This is a genomic window from Pectobacterium sp. CFBP8739 (assembly GCF_013449375.1).
Classification (GTDB): Bacteria; Pseudomonadota; Gammaproteobacteria; order Enterobacterales; family Enterobacteriaceae; genus Pectobacterium.
On sequence record NZ_JACDRR010000021.1, the window covers coordinates 118511 to 138344 of the forward strand.

13 protein-coding genes are annotated in these 19834 nt (G+C 52.8%); 3 read left to right on the top strand and 10 right to left on the bottom strand.

From position 1 onward, the window contains the following. Nucleotides 1-126: 126 nt before the first annotated feature. The 5 genes from H0247_RS15890 to H0247_RS15910 all read right to left on the bottom strand — a co-directional run bounded on the left by H0247_RS15890 (nt 127) and on the right by H0247_RS15910 (nt 6601). Nucleotides 127-1137, bottom strand: a complete 1011-nt coding sequence (locus H0247_RS15890) for an AI-2E family transporter (protein ID WP_180743406.1) — start codon at nt 1135-1137, stop codon at nt 127-129. A 181-nt stretch (nt 1138-1318) separates the two neighbouring features. Next, the gene (locus tag H0247_RS15895; RefSeq protein WP_180743407.1) at nt 1319-2266 is read right to left on the bottom strand and encodes a FecR domain-containing protein; all 948 of its coding nucleotides are present in this window, start codon (nt 2264-2266) and stop codon (nt 1319-1321) included. Then, a complete protein-coding gene (locus tag H0247_RS15900) occupies nt 2263-2787 on the bottom strand; it encodes a sigma-70 family RNA polymerase sigma factor (protein WP_180743408.1) in 525 nt (174 codons plus the stop codon). Before H0247_RS15900 ends, H0247_RS15895 begins: the two co-directional genes overlap by 4 nt. Nucleotides 2788-3074: 287 nt before the next feature. Beyond that, nucleotides 3075-5468, bottom strand: coding sequence for a TonB-dependent siderophore receptor (locus H0247_RS15905; RefSeq protein WP_180743409.1), 2394 nt, complete (start codon nt 5466-5468; stop codon nt 3075-3077). A gap of 740 nt (nt 5469-6208) precedes the next feature. Further along, entirely contained in the window at nt 6209-6601 is a 393-nt protein-coding gene (locus tag H0247_RS15910) for a transcriptional regulator (protein ID WP_180743410.1), read from the bottom strand. A gap of 904 nt (nt 6602-7505) precedes the next feature. Between H0247_RS15910 and acs the strand changes: the two genes are divergently transcribed. The 3 genes from acs (at nt 7506) to actP (ending at nt 11559) form a co-directional block, all read left to right on the top strand. Next, nucleotides 7506-9467: an acetate--CoA ligase gene (acs, locus tag H0247_RS15915; RefSeq protein ID WP_180743411.1), complete on the top strand. Its 1962-nt coding sequence runs from the start codon at nt 7506-7508 to the stop codon at nt 9465-9467. 125 nt (nt 9468-9592) lie between these two features. Further along, the gene (locus H0247_RS15920; RefSeq protein WP_180743412.1) at nt 9593-9904 is read left to right on the top strand and encodes a DUF485 domain-containing protein; all 312 of its coding nucleotides are present in this window, start codon (nt 9593-9595) and stop codon (nt 9902-9904) included. Continuing rightward, on the top strand, nt 9901-11559 hold the full coding sequence (actP, locus tag H0247_RS15925; RefSeq protein ID WP_180743413.1) for a cation/acetate symporter ActP: 1659 nt from the start codon (nt 9901-9903) through the stop codon (nt 11557-11559). The genes H0247_RS15920 and actP overlap by 4 nt, the downstream gene beginning before the upstream one ends. Before the next feature lie 145 nt (nt 11560-11704). Here the strand turns inward: actP and H0247_RS15930 are convergent, their stop codons facing one another. From H0247_RS15930 to H0247_RS15950, 5 genes are all read right to left on the bottom strand, one after another. Then, nucleotides 11705-13435 carry a polysaccharide lyase family protein gene (locus H0247_RS15930; protein ID WP_180743414.1) on the bottom strand — a complete coding sequence of 577 codons (1731 nt, stop codon included), beginning with the start codon at nt 13433-13435 and terminating at the stop codon, nt 11705-11707. Nucleotides 13436-13757: 322 nt separating this feature from the next. Next, nucleotides 13758-15887 (bottom strand): HlyD family efflux transporter periplasmic adaptor subunit, encoded by a 2130-nt coding sequence (locus H0247_RS15935; RefSeq protein WP_180743415.1) that lies wholly within the window; start codon nt 15885-15887, stop codon nt 13758-13760. Between the two features lie 2 nt (nt 15888-15889). Further along, complete coding sequence (locus tag H0247_RS15940) at nt 15890-17245, bottom strand: efflux RND transporter periplasmic adaptor subunit (protein WP_180743416.1); 1356 nt, start codon at nt 17243-17245, stop codon at nt 15890-15892. Beyond that, the gene (locus H0247_RS15945; RefSeq protein ID WP_180743417.1) at nt 17242-18000 is read right to left on the bottom strand and encodes an efflux RND transporter periplasmic adaptor subunit; all 759 of its coding nucleotides are present in this window, start codon (nt 17998-18000) and stop codon (nt 17242-17244) included. Before H0247_RS15945 ends, H0247_RS15940 begins: the two co-directional genes overlap by 4 nt. After that, nucleotides 18000-19805, bottom strand: a complete 1806-nt coding sequence (locus H0247_RS15950; protein ID WP_180743418.1) for a TolC family protein — start codon at nt 19803-19805, stop codon at nt 18000-18002. Before H0247_RS15950 ends, H0247_RS15945 begins: the two co-directional genes overlap by 1 nt. Nucleotides 19806-19834: the final 29 nt, after the last annotated feature.

Sequence of the window (19834 nt, forward strand, 5' to 3'; positions counted from 1 at the left end):
TTAAAATGCGTTTGCATTTTATAGGGGGAAACACGGTGATGAGGTTCCCACAGGGATACCTCGCACCGTGCTAGCCCCGAGTATCTCGATCCTTAAGCGATCGGTATGACTACCCAGTGTGTGGCGTTAAATCAACGCGGCTTCTTTCAATTCACTTTTCAGGTAAGCGTAGTATATCGGTGCCGCAATCACACCGGCCAACCCAAAGGCCGCTTCAAACACCAGCATCGCCAGCAGGATTTCCCACGCGTGCGCTTTGATCCTCGTCCCAACGATTTGTGCATTCAGGAAGTATTCAAGCTTATGAATCAACATCAAATACACCAGCGCAACCAGTGCGATCGGCAGCGAAAGCGATAAACCCGACAGAAAAACGATCGAGTTGGAGATCAGATTACCGATCACCGGCAGCAGGCCGAAAATGAAGGTGAGCACCACCAGCGTTTTGGCAAACGGCAGATGAACACCACACAGCGGCAGAGCGCCCAGAATAAAAATGGCAGACAGCACCGTGTTAACCGCAGAGATTTTCACCTGAGCAAAAACAATGTTGCGAAACGACGCCGATAATAGCGTCACCCGACGCAGCAACTCCGCTTTGAGTAATGGCTTTTCGGTGTCATGATCGACGTTATAAAGCGACACGATCGCTCCCAGCACCATACCGATTAGCATTGTCACAAACCCATGCAGGAAACTTTTCCCCATGTTCTGCAACATCACAATATGCGCCTGAACCCATTGCAGCAGCTCGCGCTGAAGTTCTTCAACACTGACTGGCAGATACCCTGGTAAATAGTGGGCAACCTGCTGCTGGATATCATTGAGGATGTAGCCAATACGCACGTTGAATGCCGCCGTATCCTTCATCTCCTGCATCAACAGCCCGACCAGACTACCAAACAGTAAACTCAACAGGCTGACCACCAGTGTGCTGATCACTGCGACCACAATCCAGCGAGCACGCTTACCGCTGATGACCCGTTGAAAATAGGGCGTCAATAAGTTCACGATTTCATACACCAAAAAACCGGCAATAAAACAGGCCAGCAGACGTAAAGGCAGCAATATAAGCAAGCCACCCATAATAAAGAAAAAGCTCAATAGGCGAGCTTGTTTCAGGTTCAGTAACTGCATGATAACTTCCCGTATGAAGAGGCAACGCCGAGAATACTCGTTGTGGAGTATGCTACGCCTTTTTCGGTATCAACAGATTGATATATATGCCAGATTTGCGTTTCGTCTGCGATGTGATAACCAACCAAATAACAAACGAAGAATATTTTTGGTGTTTTACCGGCGAAATACCAGCAGTGTTTTAACTCGGCCGGATATCCACCCACCAGGAAAAACGCCGAGTTACCTTCACTGGCAGCGTTCGCGCAATGGCATCGAGCAGGCGATCGGTTTCATGCAGCGGGAAAACGCCCGAAATCCGTAGCGTCGTCACTGCGGAATCAACATGAAAATAACCATTGTGATAGCGTGACACTTCATTAATGAACTGCCCTAACGGCATGTTATCCGCAACCAACTGTCCTTTACGCCAGCTCTGACGGAAGTTCTCAACGGGTGTCGGTTCACTGCTCTTGTCGCGGGTAAAGATAACCTGTTGCCCTGCCGTTACCCGCTTTGCGGCAGGGACTGCCGTTTGTAGCAAAACCTCACCGCCAAAAACGGAGAGCACGCTGTGAGCGGACGTATAGCGCAGCGCTAATTGGCAGGAATGCGCAGAAGCGGCGAGATCGCCATGGGGCGTGGTCAACCGAGCGGCATGCGCCGTTTGGTTATCCAGCATCAATTCACCTTTGATCAATTGAAACATCAGCGGCTGAGACAACGCGGGATTGCCCTGCTGATTCAATGCTGAATCCGTATTGAGCCAGAGGGTCATTCCCGTTTCGATGCTAATCTCGCGCGTTTCTCCCGTGCCTGTACGGTAATCGGCAGCGTAACTTTCCCACGGCAAACTAAAACCTGCGCCTCCGGTAAGGCTGACGATCGCCAGCAATTTCAGCATACGCCGACGTTCCTCACCCCGCTTACTCAGCACCGAAGAGGCTAACTGGCTGTCTACCGTATGGAAGCGGGCATGAATTTGTTCAACCTGCTGCCAGGCAAGCTGGTGGGTTTCATTCTGATGTAACCAACGCTGCCATGCCTGACGATCGTGCTCAGCGCAGTCTTCGTCATACAGCATGGCGTACCACTCTGCGGCAGCATAAAGAACATATTTGGGAATAGAAGACGTGATAGAGGAAATCATAAGTCCTGACACAATAGACAATTCAGCATCGCCTGTGCCATATATTTTTTTACCATCCGCTCGGAAACGGCTAATTGTTCAGCGACCTGTCGATAAGTCAAACCGTCAAGATGCACCAGCAAGAATGCCTGACGCACTTTGCCAGGCAGCGTAGTCAGCATCTGATCAATAGCCAACAGTGCATCAACCACCATCGCCTGCTGTTCCAGCGAGGGAGAAAACATAAACTCCTGCTCTGCCAGCACCTGAAGATAGGCATTCTCGATATCTTTACGCCGCCAGTGATTCACCATCAGCCCATGAGCCACGGTCGTCAGCCAGGCGCGAGGTTCACGGATACAATCGACCTGATGCTGGCAAATCAAACGTAGAAACGTATCCTGTGCCAGATCTGCTGCCTGCTGTGAACATCCCAAACGCCGACGCAACCACGCCTGTAACCAAGCATGGTGGTCATGATAAATCTGCTGAACATTTAAAGTTTCAGGCTGATTGGGACAGACAGCGGCGGGACTCTTCACGGTATTCGCTCGAGGTGACAGCAATGAAATGATTTTCATTATCATTAAAAACAAAGTCAACGACTATTCACGCCTATCGTGCCGAGAACGGTAAAAATAAGGAAATAGCGAAGCGTGTGGAGCACAAAGAAAGAAGCCCGAAGGGTAAGAGCTATCGCTGAAGCATCGAGATACACGGGGCGACCACAGGGGTGAGGCCTCCCTGCGGGAACCTCCCCCTTGTTTCCCCTAACAACGGGCTTAAGTTGACCCGATGGGCTTCTTTCAGTGATGTTTGAGACGGGTGATTACCAACGATAGCTGACGTTCGCGCTAACGTTGCGGCCTTCACCGTAGTAGCACCAGTAGTTACACGCGCTGACATACTCACGGTTTGTCAGGTTGGTGGCATTAACCTGCAACCGCCAGTCCTTGCTGAAATCATAGGCAATCATCGCATCCCACAGCGTATAAGCAGGAACCTTCATGTCCGCTGAATTGGCGATGTCACCGTAAGAGCTGCCAACATAACGCACACCGCTGCCAATACTTAATCCTTCCAGCTTGCCGTTAAAGGCATAAGTCGCCCAACCAGACACGATCTGTTCAGGCAGTCCCGGTAGACGTTTACCCACTTCACCGACAGAACCGGATTTGGTCGTTTCCACTTCATTGTACGTGTAGTTTGCCGTCAGCGTCAGCCCCGTATAAACCTCACCGCTCAATTCCAGTTCAAGGCCGCGTGAACGCGCTTCCCCCGCCTGAATAGTCAGATTCGGGTTTCTAGGATCCGTCGTTTTAACGTTTTTCTGTTCCAGATTAAACAAGGCAGCAGAAGCATAGCCGTTAAATCCTTCCGGCGTGTATTTCACACCCACTTCCGTCTGCTGGCCTTCTTCCGGTACATAAGGACGTTGGTAACCATCACGACCCGACACCGGCAAGAACGATTCCGAGTAGCTGACGTAAGGGGAAATACCGTTATCAAACAGGTACATTACCCCAGCAGTCTTGGTAAATTTGGTATCGTCGGTGCGAGTATCTGCGCCTGATGAAAAGTTGCGATCGCGAGACTTCGCCACGTCGTAACGTCCACCCAGTAAGAAGATCAGACGCTCATCATACTTAATCTGGTTCTGAACATAATAACCGGTCTGATGGCGGCCAGAGCGGTGGTTGAACAGATCGCTATCCGATAATGTGCCACTGCCGTAAACCGGATTAAAAATATCGATAGGTTGGCCAAAAGAGGATAAGTTCGCATCGCGGCTTTGTGTATTGGCACGACGATAGTCAAACCCGAACAGCAAGGTATTTTCTATGTCTTCCCACTGCCATTCCCCCACTAAACGGTTATCGGTAGCCCAGTTTTGCGCAAAACCGTCACGGTAGGTCAGTCCACGGTTGGCTAATCGATCGCTGACAACATTCGTTACCGGATCGGTATACATCCCCAGCGCATAAGCATTACGCAGATCTAAATTCAGATAGGCATAGTTCAGGTTCTGGTGGAACGTCCAGGTGTCGTTCAGATGATGTGTGAACTCATAACCCAGGTTGAACTGCCGAGTATCGTGGCGGTTCAACCCCGGTTCGCCCAGCGACGTTTTATAGCCGACTTTGCCAAACGGTGTGCCATGTAATGTCCCGTACGGCAGCTTAAAGCCGTTGGTTGTGTCGGATTTCGTATCCATGTAGCTGGCTAATACGGTCAGTTCCGTGTCTTCTCCGAGGAACGTGACGCTCGGTGCCAAATAAAGGCGCTTGCTCTTCGAGAAATCCATCTCACCCGAGGTATCACGCGCCAGCGCAACAACCCGATACAGCACCGAGCCGTCATCGTTTAACGGACCCGCACTGTCGACGGCCAGATGGCGATAGTCGTTAGATCCGTATTCCAGCTCGACTTTCCCCTGCGGCAAACGCGTTGGTCGCTTGGTGATGACGTTAACCAGACCGCCCGGCGGGTTTTGTCCGTACAGCACCGAAGCTGGACCTTTCAAAACTTCAATACGCTCGACGCCAAACGGCTCAATCTGCTGACCATAGAACCCATCTTCATTCAGCGTCGCCAAACCATTCTGGAACCGGGATTGATCGCTAAATCCACGAATCGTCACCCATTCGGCTTTATTATCCGGCCCGTATGGCGTAGCCAGAATCCCGCTGCTATAGCGCAGCGCCTGATCGATCTTTTGCGCTCCACGCTCTTCGATCTGTTTTTCCGTGACAACCGCAACCGCACGTGGCGTTTCTGAAATCGGCACATCCAGCTTCATCGCGGTATTAGGTGGAGCAGTGACAACGATTCGATCGTTTTTAGCAGGTACTGGCGCAGTAACGGGTACAGGCTCACTCGCTGTGCGCTGTACCAGCGTCACGCTGCCATCGGCACTGTACTGTGCACTGAGGCCACTGCTGCTGAGAATCTGCTGGAAACCCTGCTCTACGCTGTAGTTTCCCTGCAACCCCGCACCGCGTTTACCCGCGACCAATGCCGGATCGTAAGAAAGTAATACACCAGCCTGTTGGGCAAATTGATTGAGCACCTGATTGAGCGGGCCGGACGACACTGCATATTGTTGGACTGGCGCCGCAGATGCAGCATAGACCGCCGCCATTGGCAGCACTGAGGCAAACGATGCCCCAAGTACCCCAGCACGTAACGCACGCGCTAACAGGTGGGTACGGAATTTAACCATTATTTATCCCCTATCGCATAAGAAATGCTGTGTTCAGAAGCTATGCCAATTAAGGGAATAAAAAGGGGAACTGAAGATCGAAAAATAATTGAAATAATGCGTCTGGAATCAGAATTATTGCGGAAAATACGTTGTCGATATTGGTAAACCACTGTCATTGCCAATAAAAAACTGGCGTCATTTTTATCAAAAAGTGCTATATGCCGACAAAGGTTACATTGTCCCAACCTTACCAGTAATTAGACGAGAGTCTACTTATCCATTTGTCATCTTTTAAGATTCAACATGCTAAAAATAAAGAAAATTTTAAGAGCCTCTTATCAAGATTTAATATACCCCTAATGTTTAAGGGAATAATATGTGAGAAGGCAAAAGGAAAAGGGAATAAACATGGAGGAGAGCAAAATTGTATCGAAACGTTTCGCTGTTTATTTAAAAGAGGTATATTATATGCAATATAATAGTTAACCCTCTATTTTTTTATTAATTTTTAACATTATCGTGGTTAATAAAGAACGTCTTTCATTCTTCATTCACGAAAAATCGGCGCAACGTTATCGTCCTGCTGGCCGCAAGTGGTTATCAGAGAACAACCTACGCAATCGGTTGCTGTTAAAAAAGGGGGGCTAAATTAGCAATAACTACGCCATTAATAGCAACAATTTTTCCTTGGTCATTATTTTCCATTGGAAAATACACGTCTCTAGTCTTCCGGCCGGATAATCTACGATTATGCAAACTTATGACGCCAGATTTGCCGAAGGCTCAGCCGTATCCTGGTTCAAGATCAGCAAAGAAAGCACCCGATTTTCAACGTTAAGTTTAGAAAAAGACAGCGTACTTAACTGCTTTTTAGTAAAACCATCAGACAACAAATCTGAGACCACACGCGTACTTAGCACGTTGGAATTCGTTATAAAGTCGTGATAGGCGAACTTCACGTTGATAGGTAGCACATCATCAATTGAGACGGGCGTATTCATTTCAGCACGCAATCCAAAATGGGCGTTGAAGGCAGAATTCGCACAGACGACCTTACATTTCTCGTCAATCACCGCCACTGCACGTCTATCATTCTGAACTGGTTGAGAAAGCATGCCTAAAATCTCATTCCGGCCAAATATCAGACTCATTGTTTCCTCTGCATCATGCTATGTAAGTAAAAAGATATCTCACAGCGCGTCATGACGCCACGACGCACCATTGATAAGCAATCAACCTACCGGAATAAAAGGTTTCCGGACTAATAGTGTTCTTCCCCACCCCAGAAATTCACCTAATGAAAACAGTGAATTTCGCTAACCGGAACCGTTTACGCGTTCTCAGGCTACCGGGGCTCAAACAACTGCCGCCTTACTCAGCGTCAGTGATGTTGGGTATATCTCTGTTATTTATTTTTGGAAACCGAGCATTTCTGAATAAGACACAAAAAATAACACTTTATTTTTCTTTTTGTCAGCGACTAGCACACGGCATCTTGACTCTTTTTAAAAAGGTCTACACTTGCGTAGTGGAGCCTATGTAGAGTGTAGATTATTCACACTTGCTGTCCGTTGATAATCGAATAAATCTATTTCATTAATAGCGTACACATAGTTAACAAATGAAACAAAATATCAACACAGCAAACATAGATAAACGCACTAAATAGCTGGCTTACGTAGAAATATACTCTCAACGGGGCTTCTACTATCGGTTGAATAAGCGGGATCTTTATGCCATTTGATCGTAAAGGGCGATCAAAAACCCAATAACGATAGGCGCAAGCTATTGAAAAGCAATAAATTGATCGTTGACGGCATTATAAGAGCACAAATTATTCTGCTAATGGTCATATTGTGACACACATCACTTATTTCGTTTTGGCTACCACGAAATCACTGCCTATTTTCTGTACCAAAAGACTATCTTTTAAGTAACGCCCCACAGCTTTTCCTGCATTGCGTGATCAATCGCGCAAAAAAGAAACAAAGATAACAAGTTAACTACAATTAACGATTATTTGACATAGCATTAACATGTTTAAGGAGAAGCGCTATGACTCAACATAATAAACACACGATTCCCACCGCAATTGCGGAAAATGCACTGATAAATGCCCAACAATACGAAGATATGTATCGGCTGTCCGTTGGCGATCCCGCTGCCTTTTGGGGTGAGCAGGGAAAGATCGTTGATTGGATCACACCCTATAAAACGATCAAGAACACGTCATTTGATCCTGGCCACATCAGCATCCGTTGGTTTGAAGACGGTACGCTAAACGTGGCAGCGAACTGCCTAGACCGCCATCTAGCCGAGCGTGGCGATCAAACCGCCATCATCTGGGAAGGTGATGACGCAGCAGAAAGTAAAAAAGTCACCTATCGAGAGCTGCATCAATCCGTATGCCGCTTCGCTAATGTGCTGAAGTCACAGGGCATCAAAAAAGGCGACGTCGTTGCCATTTATATGCCGATGGTGCCGGAAGCGGCCGTGGCGATGCTGGCCTGTGCCAGAATCGGTGCCATTCACTCGGTGATCTTCGGGGGGTTCTCTCCTGAAGCCATTTCTGGGCGTATTATCGATTCCAGCGCCAAGCTGGTTATTACCGCCGATGAAGGCGTACGCGCCGGACGTGTGATTCCGCTGAAGAAGAATATTGATGAAGCTTTAAGAAACCCAAACGTCACCACCATTTCCAGCGTCATCGTTTTTCGTCGTACAGGTAAAACCGCTGAATGGAAGGAAGGTCGCGATCTGTGGTGGCACGATCTGGTTGAAAAAGCAGACGACCATTGCCCGCCAGAAGAAATGAATGCAGAAGATCCGCTCTTTATCCTTTATACGTCAGGCTCAACCGGTAAACCCAAGGGCGTATTGCACACCACGGGTGGCTATCTGGTTTATGCTGCACTGACCTTCAAGTATGTCTTCGACTACCATCCTGGCGATATTTACTGGTGTACGGCAGACGTTGGCTGGGTGACGGGACACAGCTACCTGCTATATGGTCCGCTGGCATGCGGCGCAATTACGCTCATGTTTGAAGGTGTACCAACCTGGCCGGACGCAAGACGTATGGCGCAAGTGGTCGATAAGCATCAGGTCAACATTCTCTACACCGCCCCTACCGCAATCCGCGCACTGATGGCTGAAGGTGATAAAGCCATCGAAGGGACATCGCGTGAATCGCTCCGGATCATGGGTTCCGTCGGTGAGCCGATCAACCCAGAAGCCTGGGAGTGGTATTTCAACAAAATCGGCAATGGTAAGTGCCCTATCGTCGACACCTGGTGGCAAACGGAGACGGGCGGCTTCATGATCACCCCTTTGCCTGGCGCGATTGAAGCGAAAGCCGGCTCCGCGACGCGCCCATTCTTCGGCGTACAGCCTGCACTCGTCGATAACCTCGGCAACCCGCAGGAAGGCACCGCAGAAGGCAACTTGGTCATCGTGGATTCCTGGCCGGGTCAGGCACGAACCCTGTTTGGCGATCACGATCGCTTTGAACAAACCTACTTTTCTACCTTCAAAGGCATGTATTTCAGCGGTGACGGCGCGCGCCGTGACGAAGATGGCTATTACTGGATCACGGGTCGCGTCGATGACGTGCTGAACGTTTCCGGGCATCGTCTGGGGACGGCGGAAATCGAATCGGCGCTCGTTGCCCATCCAAAAATTGCCGAAGCAGCCGTGGTTGGCATTCCGCACCATATGAAAGGGCAGGCTATTTACGCCTACATCACGCTGAACCACGGCGAAGAGCCGTCCAGCGAGCTGTATACGGAGGTTCGCAACTGGGTACGTAAGGAAATCGGTCCGATTGCAACCCCAGATATCCTGCACTGGACTGACTCTTTACCCAAAACGCGATCTGGCAAAATCATGCGTCGTATTTTGCGTAAGATCGCCGCCGGTGACACCAGCAATCTTGGGGATACCTCAACGCTGGCCGATCCTGGCGTCGTCGAAAAACTGCTCGAAGAAAAGCAGGCCATGAGTACCGCCTCTCAATAACCTTCTGACCCATCGCTCTCTTCATTCCCGTAAGCCATGACGCAGCTTGCGGGGATGTGGAAGGCGTGTAATCAGGCGGCGTCGTCGCGGTAATACTCAACCTTACAGATTACTGGAGACTTACGATGAATGATGCCATTTATCAACGGATTGAAAGTAACCCCTTATTCAGAGAACTGGTCAACAAACGGCAGCGTTTCGCTGTTTTTCTCTCGCTGATCATGCTGGTGCTTTATGTGGGTTTTATCCTGCTCATCGCCTTTGCGCCTGGCTGGCTGGGTACGCCCATTAGCCCAGGTTCCAGCATTACCCGCGGCATTCCGATTGGCGTGGGATTGATTGTGATCTCCTTCATTTTGACCGGCATTTATGTATACCGCGCTAACGGTGAATTTGATCGTCTGACCAAACAGTTACTGGATGAGGTAAAGCAATGAAAATACGCTTTATGATGCTGTTCGGGCTTTTGGCGCTGCCTGTACTTGCATGGGCGGCAGATGCTCTCACGGGGGATGTCCAGCGCCAGCCATTGAATATTCAGGCCATCGTGATGTTTCTGTTATTCGTCAGCGGTACGCTGTATATCACCTACTGGGCGTCGAAGAGAACTCGTTCACGTAGCGATTATTACACCGCTGGCGGCAATATTACCGGCTTCCAGAACGGGCTGGCGATTGCGGGCGATTACATGTCTGCTGCATCCTTCCTCGGTATTTCTGCGCTGGTTTATACCTCCGGCTACGATGGCCTGATCTACTCACTCGGCTTTTTGGTTGGTTGGCCCATTATTCTGTTTTTGATCGCAGAGCGGCTGCGCAACCTCGGGCGTTATACCTTTGCTGACGTCGCCTCCTACCGTTTGCAACAGCGCCCGATCCGTAGCCTTTCCGCCTGTGGTTCGCTGGTGGTTGTGGCCCTGTACCTCATCGCACAGATGGTTGGCGCGGGGAAACTTATCGAACTGCTGTTCGGCCTCAACTACCATGTGGCTGTGATACTGGTCGGTATTCTGATGGTGATGTATGTGATGTTTGGCGGCATGCTCGCCACCACATGGGTACAGATTATCAAAGCCGTCCTACTGCTATTCGGTGCCACCTTCATGGCCGTCATGGTGATGAAATCCGTAGGCTTCAGCTTTGACGCACTGTTCAAACAGGCGATAGCGGTGCACCCCAAAGGCGCATCGATTATGAGCCCCGGCGGACTGGTTTCCGACCCGATATCTGCGTTGTCCCTTGGCTTAGGTCTGATGTTCGGTACAGCCGGTCTTCCGCATATCTTGATGCGTTTCTTTACCGTCAGCGATGCGAAAGAAGCACGCAAAAGTGTGTTCTACGCCACGGGGTTCATGGGTTATTTCTACTTCCTGACCTTCATCATCGGTTTTGGTGCCATCCTGCTGGTCAGCGCGAATCCTGCGTTTAAGGACGCAACAGGCGCACTTATCGGCGGGAATAACATGGCGGCAGTGCATCTGGCCGATGCGGTCGGCGGTGACTTCTTCCTCGGCTTTATCTCCGCCGTGGCCTTTGCCACCATTTTGGCCGTCGTCGCGGGTCTAACGCTGGCGGGAGCCTCTGCCGTGTCCCACGATCTTTACTCTAACGTGATCAAAAACGGGAAAGCGACAGAGCGTGAGGAGCTGCGAGTCTCGAAAATTACCGTGTTGGTATTGGGGGTCGTCGCGATTTCACTCGGTATCTTGTTTGAGAAACAGAACATCGCTTTCATGGTCGGACTGGCCTTTTCCATCGCGGCCAGCTGTAACTTCCCGATTATTATCATCTCGATGTACTGGTCAAAACTCACTACACGAGGGGCGATGGTTGGCGGCTGGGCGGGGCTATTGACGGCCGTTATTTTGATGATATTGGGGCCGACTATCTGGGTGAAAATCCTCGGTCACGCCACGCCGATTTACCCTTACGATTATCCAGCGCTGTTCTCCATGCTGGTCGCGTTTATCGGTATCTGGTTCTTCTCTATCACCGATCGTTCAGAAGCTGGGCAGCAGGAACGCGCTCGCTTCCATGCACAGTTTGTCCGTTCACAAACCGGCGTCGGCGCTTCAAAAGGCAGTTCCCACTAATCTTCCTCTCACTGGCCCGCATTCGCGGGTCAGTTCTTTTATGACATCCAACGCTGCGCGTTGTTGAAAATCGCTCCTGCGCTTTTTTATCGTGGGCTATCCCTGCCCACGCCTTTGAACTACCTTCACATGGTTAAAACGGGATTTACTCCTCGCTTAAGGTCACCACGTCGTACATCACGCTGCCGCCTTTTAATTGCAGCGTGATCGTGTTGTTGCCGTTTTTCAGAAAGCGGGATGACACAGGGATACGGGCGATATGGTAGCGACCGCTCTGTAGCGCACCGCGATAAATGGTTTTGTCGTTTGCGTAAGTCAGTGTTTCCAGCGTCCTGCCGTTTACCGCTACCGCCAGCTGCGGCAGGGTCGGTTCACTCATGCCGCTGTTGCTGGCCGCCGCCAGTGCGATGTTCAGGAAATAGGTTTTCTTCTCTGGTCGCAGAGCAAAGCGGATATCCCATTTTCCCGGTTTAGTCTGTGCGTAATACCAGTCGCGTTGATAGTCGCTATAGCCAATATCGAACGTCAGATTTGCTGGAACTTCATACTGCCAGCGTGTATTGCGTGCTTCGTCGCCAAAGCGGAATTCACTTGCCTGACGATTGGCTTGTCCAATGGCCCAGATAACCGGTTCGGCTTTGGGCAAAGCAATCACAGGTAGCACTTGCTTATTACCGGAAATGGACAGCGTCTGCTCTGCCAATATCCCTGGCTGCGTACCGCTGTTGGCGTAGACCGCCAGATGGTAATTGCCCGGACGGACATGGGGAATGGCAAAATTCCCCTGAGTATCGGTGGTTGCCTGATACGAATAGCCGCGGGTTTGCACATCAAACGGTTCATCCAGCGATGACGAAAGCACGACGGTCACCGACTGCTGGCTGGCAATGCGCCCGCTCACCTGCGTGCGCTCGCGCGCATAACGAGAATCGTCCACCCATTGGTACGGCCAACTGACGGTTTCCGTCAGTGCCTGACGCTGAGCATCCGCCAGCATGTGTCCGGTGTCGCCCTGATTGATATACAGCAGCCACGGACCGTAGAATTTTTTCCAGCCCGGCGATACCACCATATCCGGCGTACCGAAGTGCGAGCCCGTCATGTAGTTCAGGATGATCGCATCCTGATGTACCAGCAGATCCTGCTTGAGCGCATCGCCGGAGAAATACTCCCGATTGCCGTGAATCAGCCATGCGCCCACGCCGTTACCGAAAACGCCCCAGAAAGGCGCGGCACGCATGTAACCGGCGAAATCATATTTGGAATAAATGCTGCCATCTGGCAATCGCCAGGTTTCATCCTGCACCTTCGGCGATGCTTCAAGCTGGCTGTAGAGCAGCGGTTTACCCTGACGATCGCCACTGTAGAGATGATCTAACCGAGCGGGATCGAAGCGATAGACGTTACGCAGTTCACTGACTTTAACGTCCTGAGTTCCGCTATTTTCAGCAACGACATAGCTATAAAGCCCGCTAACACCGCGACGCATAATCAGATGATACTCAAGCCGTAACAGCCCGTCTCGATCGTCGATATAGGCGACATGCGCCATCTCACGATCGTTGCGCAGCACCTCTACCCGCTCGGGGACAAAGTCTTTGACGCCTTTAGCATGCGCATCGTTTACATAATAATCGAGATAAGCGCTACGCGTTTTGCTTGGATCACGCACCGCGCCGGACAGGTTGGTGACGATATTCTTGCCTCCCGTCACCATGCTCACCGCGCTGCCATCCTCGCCGAATGCGACCTTCAGCAAACCGTTATCCAGCACGGTATTCAAACCAGAAACGGATAACGACACCGTATTATCCTGCGCGCTATAGCTATAGGGTGCCAGCATGGCCCCCACCAACAACAAGACAGATCGCTTCACAGTCAGCCCTCTTGTGTTCCATTGATTAGACAGAATTTTTATCGCATCCGTTCAGGCTACTGCCGCTTCAATATCGAGATACACGGGGCTACCACGGTGCGAGGTATCCCTGCGGGAACCTCATCACCGTGTTTCCCCTAATATCCAACATTGGGTGTAGCCTGAGATATCAAAAAATTCCCGCTATTTGAAATAGATAGCAGTAGTGGGGACAACATAATCGAGGGGGGAAGTGCCCTCCTTCACGTCACTGCCAGCAGAAACAGGAAGCTGGCAGTGACAGAAAGAAAGTCAGGATCGACATCGCAGAAATCGAAACTGATCAGAATGACAGTTCGCGAATCAGTACCGCAGACACCACTTTCCAGCCGCGAATCAACAGGCTTTGCGCCTCGCCGTCCATCACTACCGTGCCGCGCAGCACCTGCGGCTGAGCACGATAATCGTCCGGTAGACTGAGCAGCACGCGATAAACGGCTTGCTCAGGATGCAGTTTGCGTTGTGCATCGCTCAGCGTGGCAATATCGCCGCCATAAATGGATGCCAGTTCCGGCGCAGCGTTCAGATCGCGCGTTGCCGTGCTGGCAATCTCCACAATGGTAAGTGGCAGCGACGAACGGCTCACATCCTGTAAATAAAACGTCCCCTTTGCGCCCGTGCGGAGCCGCTGCCAGTCTTTTTCCGATACGAACGCTTCCACCCGTCCGCCGGTTGGCTTGGTGACTACCGCCAGCCATTCTCCCTGCCCCAGCCACTCACCGGTTTCCAGCGGCGTTGCCATGTCAACCACCATGCCGTCTATCGGCGCACGCACCGTCAGTTGTGCAGACTGGCGCTGCAAGACCTGTAATTTTTGCAGCGCTGCGTCGAGCTCCTGCTTTACCCGCTGGTGATCGCCAGCCGCTTCCTTGTTGAATACCTGAAAGGTACTTTGCCAGTTCAGCGTGACGATTTGTCGCTCCAACTGCTGCCGCTCATGTGCCAGTGCGTCAGATGACAGCGTAAATAGCGTCTGTCCCGCCTGTACAGGCTGGCCAACCTGCACCTCAATGCGCTGAATCATCGCGGGTACGGGCATATACAAGCTACTTTGCTGTTCTGCCCGCAGCAGCGCGGGGGCATACACGCTGCGCTGCCAAGGAATCATCAGCAAGAGCAGAAGTACGGCGCTCACCGTTAGCGTAGTCGTCATATTACGGTTCATACGATAATCCTTACGGCGTTTACTCCATTCACGGACTTCATTCACCACCGGCATCACGACGAAGTAGCCGATTTCAATGGCGAAAAGCAGCATCCCCAATAACTTGAACGCCATGTGGTAAACCAAAATCGCGATACCGGTAAACAAGAAGAAGCGGTATATCCACACCGCAAAGGCATAGCCCACCAGTGTGCGTTGCAACCAGCGCGGGAAGTGCTCTGGCGGGGCATCCCCTAAGCCGAACAGCCATTCCCGCATCTGCCAGCGGCCGATAGCGAAGCCCCGATTTTGCAGATTCGGCATCTGTAATCCATCGGACAGCAGGAAATAACCGTCAAAGCGCATCAGCGGACTGAGGTTAATCGCCAGCGTCATAATCCAGGTGGTCGTCGCCAGCATAAACGCGGCGCTGCGCAGCATGCCGTCCGGCAAGAAACTCCATGCCAGCGTCGCCCACGCTGCCAGCACCAGCTCGGTCATCATGCCCGCTGCGCCAATCGCCATCCGCTGCCGACGGCGCGTGAGCTTCCATGAACCGGACGTGTCGGTGTATAGCACTGGCATCATTACCAGAAACGCGATGCCCATCGTGGCTACCCTTGCACCAAAACGTTTACAGGTATAGGCGTGGCCGAATTCATGCAGAATCTTGGTCACGCACAGCGTCAGCCCCGCCAGCGCTGCGCCTTCCAGCGTGAAGAAATGCAGAAAGGTATGCTTAAACGTTTCCCACTGGCGTCCGGCCAGGAATAGCCCCAGCACAGCCACCAGCAGCGTCAGTTTGAGGAACGTGCGGCTGAAAAACGGTTCGACCCACGGCAGCGTTGCGCCCAGAAAGCGATCGGGGTGCCACAAGGGGATGCGAAAAAACAGATAGTTCTTCAACAGCTTGCGCCAGATCGAAACGCGCGACTGTTCTATCTGACGAGAAAACTGTGCCAGCGCCTCATCGCCGGAAACGCGCGTCAGGCTATTGGCCAGCAAGAAGCGGTTGAAATACTGCACATCGCTGTCATCCAGCGTGAGCGCTGAAGTTTGGTTAACCTCGGCCACGATCTGCGCAGCATCCCCGATCGACCAGCGCGAGAGCATCGCCATTTCCGCCCAGCCGATACGAAAATAGAGACCACGTAGCGGATCTTCCAGCGTCCAACTGGGCGATCCGTCTCGATTAGCCGGCCCGGCGTGCAGGATCAGTTCATCGCGCAGCGGGCTAAGCCCAGCGGCAGGGGTCGCGCCTCCGGCCATCGTTAGACACCCAGCCAGACGCGCAGGGATGCCAGCGGTTTACGCAGCAGGTAAACGAATAGCACCGTGCGTTTCCCGTACAGCTTCGCGGTTCCTTTCAGGCCCACGCGCAGCTGCGGATCGTCCTGTGTAAAGCGCGCCCGCAGCCGATAGGCCATCACATTGTCCGGCGTCGGCGCAGCGCGATAGCCAATCTGTTCAAGCCGTGCGTCCTGTGCCGAATTCGGTGCCACATTGAGGAACAAGCGCACATCTGCACCATTTTCCAGCGCAATTGCATCCGCAGCAGGCAATTGGATCTCCAGCTCAACATCGTGTGGATCGGCGATCATCATGATGCGCTCCCCCACCGCCACCGAGCGGCCAATCCAGTCGCTGCTGTCGTCAAAAATCGCCACGCCGTCACGCGGGGAAGTAAGCTGCATACGTTCCTGCTGACGTTGCAGAAAATCCATCTCGCTCTGTGCCTGCTCGCGGCGGCTTTGCAGCACGGCCAGGCTGGCCTTGCTGTTGGCATCGAACAGCGCCTGCTGCTGTGCCTGACGATACTGGGCATCGGCGGTGGCAAACGCCTGCCGCGCAGACTCTAGCCGGTTTTCCAGTTCGCGTACGTCCAGTCGCACCAGCGGCTGATTGGCGCTGATGGCCTGATTAGGGCGAACCAGTATGTCATCCACCACGCCCGCCACTGGGGCGCGCACCATCACCGGGCGGTGTGCGACAATCTCCGCCGGTGCCAGCACCGACTGGCGCACCGGAAATAATAAGATCAGCACCAGCACCACGATCGCCGCTAGGATCACACGGCGTTTCTTCGGGCTAGTGTTGGTCTGCCGACGACGTTGTTTCCGCAAACTCGACCAGGCGTGCGCGTAGGCATCCGCCAGCTTTTCCAGCAGAACGATCTCAGCAGGCATCCATGCGCTGTCCCGCGCTAACACCAGCACCAGCGGCATATCGCCCTGCGCTAAGCGTAGCGGCAGCCAGAGTAAAAATTCTGGCAGATGTTCCTGCCACAAAATCTGATCATCGGCAGGCAGCTCGCGGCATTGCAGCGCCTGTGTTTGTCGCCCTTCTTCCTGCCACTGGCGGCACAAGCGACTAAATTCGGTACAAAATGGCGCGTTGTGATCGAGCGAGGCCAACCCAGAAGCCGCCTGCAAGCGCTGTTTATCACAGTCCCACAGCAGGGCTTGTCGGTACTTCACCAGATTGTGCGTTTCATTGACGATCAAAAACGCCAGTTCATCCAGCGTTTCACGCGCTCTGGCACGGCTTTGCAGTTGCAACAACTCGGCCAACAACACCAGCCGAGTATCCTGTTCGGATTGTTCTGCTGTCGTGTTCCGATCGGTCATGGTGACACGCTATCCGCAGTCTTAGGTGGGGTGATTTGCGCCACACCGCTCATGCCTGGCAGTAATCCGGCGGTGGACTGAGTAATGCGACCAAAAACTTTTACCGATTGGCTAACCGGATCGATCGCTGACGACAGTCGGCTGATTTCCGCCGGATAGCTCAGACCCGTTTCATCCAGCGTGACCTGAAACGCGCTGCCCTGCTTGAGCCAGACCAGCCAGCGTGACGGCACGATCATTTCCAGCTCGAACGCGCTGTCATCATAAATCGCCAACAACTCTTTACCTTCCGACACGGATTCCCAGCGTTTCACCTTGGTTTCCGTAACGCGGCCGGAGAACGGGGCTTTAATCGCACAGCGTTGCAGCATGGCGCGATTGACGCCGCTTTCCGCCTGCGCCATCGACACCGACGATCGCGCCTGATCGACATCAGACAGGCTGATCGAATTGAGCTTGTCTAACCGATCGGCAATCGCCAGCTTCTTACGTGCGGCATTTTCCGCAGCGTTTGAGTAGTTCAGCTTTTCGCGCAGCACAGTGCAATCAAACGTCACCAGCGTATCGCCCTGTTTGAAGTGTTCGCCCTCTTTCACCGCAATATCCGTCACTTTTCCGGCAATTTCGCTGGATAACACGGTATAGCGCTGCGCGCTAAGCTGCACGCGAATGTCTCCCGTCGTCTCAGCCTGCCCCCATAGGGGCAGACTTAACGCACTCGCCAGTAACAGCGGACGCATCATGCCGAAAGTCATTAACGCGAACCTCCGGCCTGTAGGGATTGCAGGTTATCCCACATATCCGTATTCACGACGCGATAGGGTTTCCCCACACCAGCCGATGATGTCACAGCAGACGATGCCGTCGTCGACGAGGCAATTGGCTTCACCGCAAGCGCAGAGGATGGGGTTGACGCTGTTTTAGTCGATGCCGTCGTGGTGGCCGGCGTAGCCAGTGTTGACAGGGACAGACGCGGCACCGCAACACCGCCTTTCTCCAGATTACCCGTGGTGCGGGCAATCGAATTGCTCAGCGCCGCCAGACTGACATCGTTCACGTTATCCGGCAGCACATCCAGCCCAGCCGCCTGATACACCGCGCCCAGCGCGTTCTGCACGTCGGCAAAGCTGCGGTCACGCGCGCGGGTGGTCAGAATGGTTTCCGTGCTGACGCGCACCTGCTCCATTTGCGTTTCAGCACGGTGCTGTACGCTGAGCGTGGTCTGATTGAGGATACCGCGCTGAATCCGCGCCAGTTCCTGATAGCGGCCGAACATCCGCGTACTCTGCTGATATTCCTGCCAGGCGACGTTCACCTGCGTCAGCACCGCCATACGCAGCGCCTGACGGCGGACTTCCGCCAGATCTTCGTTCGCCTGTCCGGCACGTTTCACCGATGACCATGACAACACATTCAGCAAGTTACCGCTAACCTGAACGCCAGCATTTGCCCACTGGTGATTGACCAGATAGCTGTTGCTGTCGCCGTTGATACCGGCAAACAGCGACACACCCGGCAGCAGGCGCAGCAGCGATTTGCGGGTTTCCAGTACGCTATTGCGTGCCAGATAGCTCTCTTCGCGCACTTCTGGGCGTTTAACCATCGAGAAGTTTTCCAGATCGTCGAGCGAGTAGGCCATCTTCGGCGCGACCAAACTGCTTTCGCTCGGCACGACGACATCGTACTTGCTGGACGGCGGCAGGTTCATCAGCGCCGCCAGACGGGACTTCGCCACCACCAGATCGCTGTCAACGATTTCCAACTGGCGCACCATCTCCAGCATATTTTTCTGGAAACGCAGTGCCTCAACCGGTGCCAGCAGGCGCTGTTGTTCGGTCTGGCGCGCATATTCCAGCGCCTGACGCGCCTGCGTCAGCGCCGTGGTCACTTCCGGCTGCAAACGCTGCGCCGTTGCGGCTTCCCAATAGGCCGTCCGCACCTGACGGGTAATATCCGCGACAACGCGACGACGGCGTTCTTCCGCCGCCAGCGATTTGTTCGCCTGTACTTTGGCGTTGAAATAGCTGATACCAAAATCCAGCACGTTCCAGCTCATCGTCAGATCGGCGGTGCGCTGGGTCTGATCCTGACTGGTGGAGGCTTCCAGCGACTGTCGACCGGTGGTCACCGATTGGCTACTTGAGCCAGCGACGTTATCGCGGGTTTGCAGCCCAGCACGCGCGGTCAGTTTCGGTAACAGCATATCCAGATTCTGTACGCCCAACAGATCGTCTTCCATCGCCTGTTCCAGCAATGCGACCCGCTGTTGCAGGTTATATTTCAGCGCGCGGGCAATCGCTTCATCCAGCGTGATCGTGCCGCGTACCGGTTCCTGATTGGCGAACATCTGCGTTCTATCGCTCAGCGCCTGGGCAACCTGCTGTTCAACCGTAATCGGCTCAGGCTTGACGGCACAGCCCGCCAACCCCAGACAGGCAAGGGTCACGGCGATCCGTAACGCCCGGGAACCTGCGGTACGTGGTGTAGCCTCGTATTGAACGTGCTGCTGCTGACTATCGTGTTGCTGGCTATCCCAGAAATGCGCTATGTGCTGATTCACCCAGGTTCTCCCCATCTTCTATTTGTCTG

What these genes read in the sequence shown, in the direction of transcription:
- H0247_RS15935 (WP_180743415.1), bottom strand. Translation starts at nt 15,887, where the DNA reads ATGGCCGGAGGCGCGACCCCTGCCGCTGGGCTTAGCCCGCTGCGCGAT.
- H0247_RS15910 (WP_180743410.1), bottom strand. Translation starts at nt 6,601, where the DNA reads ATGAGTCTGATATTTGGCCGGAATGAGATTTTAGGCATGCTTTCTCAA.
- H0247_RS15905 (WP_180743409.1), bottom strand. Translation starts at nt 5,468, where the DNA reads ATGGTTAAATTCCGTACCCACCTGTTAGCGCGTGCGTTACGTGCTGGG.
- H0247_RS15890 (WP_180743406.1), bottom strand. Translation starts at nt 1,137, where the DNA reads ATGCAGTTACTGAACCTGAAACAAGCTCGCCTATTGAGCTTTTTCTTT.
- actP (WP_180743413.1), top strand. Translation starts at nt 9,901, where the DNA reads ATGAAAATACGCTTTATGATGCTGTTCGGGCTTTTGGCGCTGCCTGTA.
- H0247_RS15920 (WP_180743412.1), top strand. Translation starts at nt 9,593, where the DNA reads ATGAATGATGCCATTTATCAACGGATTGAAAGTAACCCCTTATTCAGA.
- H0247_RS15940 (WP_180743416.1), bottom strand. Translation starts at nt 17,245, where the DNA reads ATGACCGATCGGAACACGACAGCAGAACAATCCGAACAGGATACTCGG.
- H0247_RS15895 (WP_180743407.1), bottom strand. Translation starts at nt 2,266, where the DNA reads ATGATTTCCTCTATCACGTCTTCTATTCCCAAATATGTTCTTTATGCT.
- acs (WP_180743411.1), top strand. Translation starts at nt 7,506, where the DNA reads ATGACTCAACATAATAAACACACGATTCCCACCGCAATTGCGGAAAAT.
- H0247_RS15945 (WP_180743417.1), bottom strand. Translation starts at nt 18,000, where the DNA reads ATGACTTTCGGCATGATGCGTCCGCTGTTACTGGCGAGTGCGTTAAGT.